Source organism: Oscillibacter sp. CAG:155, from assembly GCA_000436875.1.
Classification (GTDB): Bacteria; Bacillota; Clostridia; order Oscillospirales; family Oscillospiraceae; genus Oscillibacter.
The window spans coordinates 14,517-17,437 of sequence record FR890938.1; the positions used below are offsets into that span (position 1 = coordinate 14,517).

Annotated in this window: 2 protein-coding genes; both read right to left on the bottom strand. The window is 63.6% G+C overall.

Translation table 11 applies throughout. From position 1 onward, the window contains the following. The coding region (locus QZL67_RS07845; RefSeq protein ID WP_292920117.1) for a glycogen/starch/alpha-glucan family phosphorylase at positions 1–2,289 on the bottom strand (2,289 nt) is incomplete at its 3' end. 18 nt (positions 2,290–2,307) lie between these two features. After that, the coding region (locus QZL67_RS07850) for a hypothetical protein (protein WP_373887782.1) at positions 2,308–2,921 on the bottom strand (614 nt) is incomplete at its 5' end.

Consider the following 2,921-nt stretch of genomic DNA (forward strand, 5'->3'; position numbering starts at 1 on the left):
CTGCTCCGCCTCACAGTAGGCCTGGAAGTCCGCCAGCAGCAGATACTCGTCCGCGGGGCTCCCGCCGGCGCCGAAGAGCAGCCGCTGATACAGATCGTCGTAGCTCACGCCGTCCCGGAAACCGGTGCGCAGTGCATCCAGGCAACGGCGCAGCCGCTCATCCCGGCGGTAGAGCCGCTGCGGTACATAGCCCTCACGCTTGAGCTGCTCCACCTCGTCAGCCCGGAGGCCGAACAGGAACATATTCTCGTCGCCCAGCACCTGGTGCATCTCCACGTTAGCGCCGTCCAGCGTACCGACGGTCAGGGCGCCGTTCATCATGAACTTCATGTTGCCGGTGCCGCTGGCCTCCTTGCCGGCGGTGGAGATCTGCTGGCTGACCTCGCTGGCGGGCATCAGCTGCTCCGCCAGGGACACCCGGTAGTTCTCCAGGAACACCACCTGCAGCTTGCCCTTGCAGATGGGATCGTGGTCGATCTGATCGGCCAGGGAGTTGATGAGGCGGATGATCCGCTTGGCCACCGCATAGCCCGGCGCCGCCTTGGCGCCGAAGAGGAAGGTATGGGGCTGGGTGATGCAGTTGGGATCGTCCTGGAGCTTCTGGTAGAGTGCGATGATGTGCAGCACGTTCAGGAGCTGGCGCTTATACTCGTGGAGACGCTTGACCTGCACGTCGAAGATGGCGGTGGGGTCCAGCACCACGCCCTGGCTCTTTTTCGCGTAGGCGGCGAAGCGCTCCTTGTTGTCCTGCTTGATCTTGGCCAGGCGCTCCAGCACCGTCTTGTCGTCGGCGTAGGCGTCCAGCTTTTCCAGGGCCGTGGGATGGAGCAGATACTCGTCCCCGCCGGTGAGGTCCCGGATCAGGCTGTCCAGCTCCGGGTTGATCTCGCTGAGCCATCGGCGGTGGTCGATACCGTTGGTGACGTTCTGGAACTTCCAGGGCTCCATGGTGCAGGCGTTCTTGAAAACGTCCTTGCGCAGGATCTCGGAGTGGAGGGCGCTGACGCCGTTGACCGCCATACCGCCGGCCACGCACAGGTTCGCCATCCGGACCTCGCCACCCCAGATGATGGCCATTTTCTCCGTCTTCTGGGGATCGTGGAAGAAGTCCTCCACTTTCTTCTGCCAGCGGGCGGCGATCTCCTGGGTGATCTGCCAGATCCGGGGCAGGAAGTGCTCAAAGAGGTTCTGAGGCCAGCGCTCCAGCGCCTCCGCCAGCACCGTGTGGTTGGTGTAGGCCACAGACTGGGTGGTGATGTTCCACGCCTCATCCCAATCCATGCCGGCATCATCGATGAAGATCCGCATCAGCTCCGGGATCACCAGAGCAGGATGGGTGTCGTTGATCTGGATGACGTTCTTCTCGTGGAAGTTCTTCAGTGTGCCGTAGACCTCCAGGTGCTTGGCTGCGATGGACTGCACCGTGGCGGAGACGAAGAAGTACTGCTGCTTGAGCCGCAGGGACTTGCCCTCCAGGTGGTTATCCTCGGGATAGAGGACCTTGGCGATGGTCTCTGCCATTGCCTCCTCCTCGGCAGCCTTCAGATACTCGCCCCGGGAGAACAACGACATATCCAGCGGCTTGGTGGAACGGGCGTCCCACAGCCGCAGCACGTTCACATGGTCTGTACCGTAGCCGGCGATCTCCATGTCGCAGGGCACTGCCCGGACCACCGTAGCGTTCTCGTTGACCACATGCAGATGGCCGTCGTCCCAGAACTCCCGGATGGTGCCGCCGAAGCGGACCTCCTGGGCCTCCTCGGGCTTGGGGAGCAGCCAGGCGGAGCCCAGGCCCTTCCAGTCGTCGGGCAGCTCCACCTGCTGGCCCTCCACGATCTTCTGCTTGAAGATGCCCAGCTCATAGCAGATGGAATAGCCGGTGGCCGGGATCTCCAGCGTGGTCATGGAATCCAGATAGCAGGCAGCCAGACGGCCCAGACCGCCGTTGCCCAATGCTGCGTCCGGCTCCAGCTCGAAAATGTCCGCGGCCTTGAAGCCCATCTGCTCCAGTGCCTCCCGCAGCTGGGGCAGGATCTCCAGGTTGTAGGCGTTTTTCATCAGGCTGCGGCCCATCAAAAACTCCAAAGACAGGTAGTGTACCTGCTTTTTCTGTTCCCGGCGGGTCCTGGTGCGGGTCTCCACCTCCCGCAGGGCCATCACGTCCCGGATCACCAGGGCGCTGGCCTTCATCATCTCCTGATCGGTGGCTTCCTCAGGCCCCTTGCCGAAGTTGAGCATCAGCTTGGCGGTGAGGGCCTCTTTCAGTTTTTTTGTGGTAAATGCTGTCATGAACCTTCCTTACTCCGCTCACTTCTTCTCGTCAGAAGCTGCGGTCCCGTTCTTCGGGGTTGTCTCTTTCTTTACAGACGGTGCTTTGGCCGTCTTGGCTGATGTAGATTTGGACGCCGCAGGCTTCTTGGCCGTCTTGCGTCCGGTCGTCTTCCGGGCCGCCGGTTTCCGGGCAGGCTTCTTCGCCGCCGGAGCTTTTTCCGCCGCCGGTTCTTCGGCCTTGGCGGGAGCCTCTTCCTTCGCAGGCGCTTCGGCCTTGGCGGGGACGGCCGGGGCCTCCTGCTTCACAAGGGCCTTGGGCTGATCCGTGGGGATCTGCGTCAGCGCGGTGGGCTTTTCTTCCTTGGCCACCAGGGAACGGCCGGTGGTGACGATCCGGAGCGACTTTTCCTTGGCGTTCTGGGGCACGTCTGCCTTCGCAGGTTCGGCCTCGGCTTCCGGAGCGGGCTCTTCTGCCTTCTCCGGCTCTTCGGCAGGTGCGGACTCAGCGGGCTTCTCCGGCTCCGCAGCGGGGGCCGCTTCCTCCTTGGCAGGCGCTTCTGCCACGGGGGCAGGCTCCGTCACAGGCTCCTCCGCCGGAGCCGGTTCCTCCGGCGGGGGCGGCCTCCGGGCCCCCACCGCCCCGGGTGGGC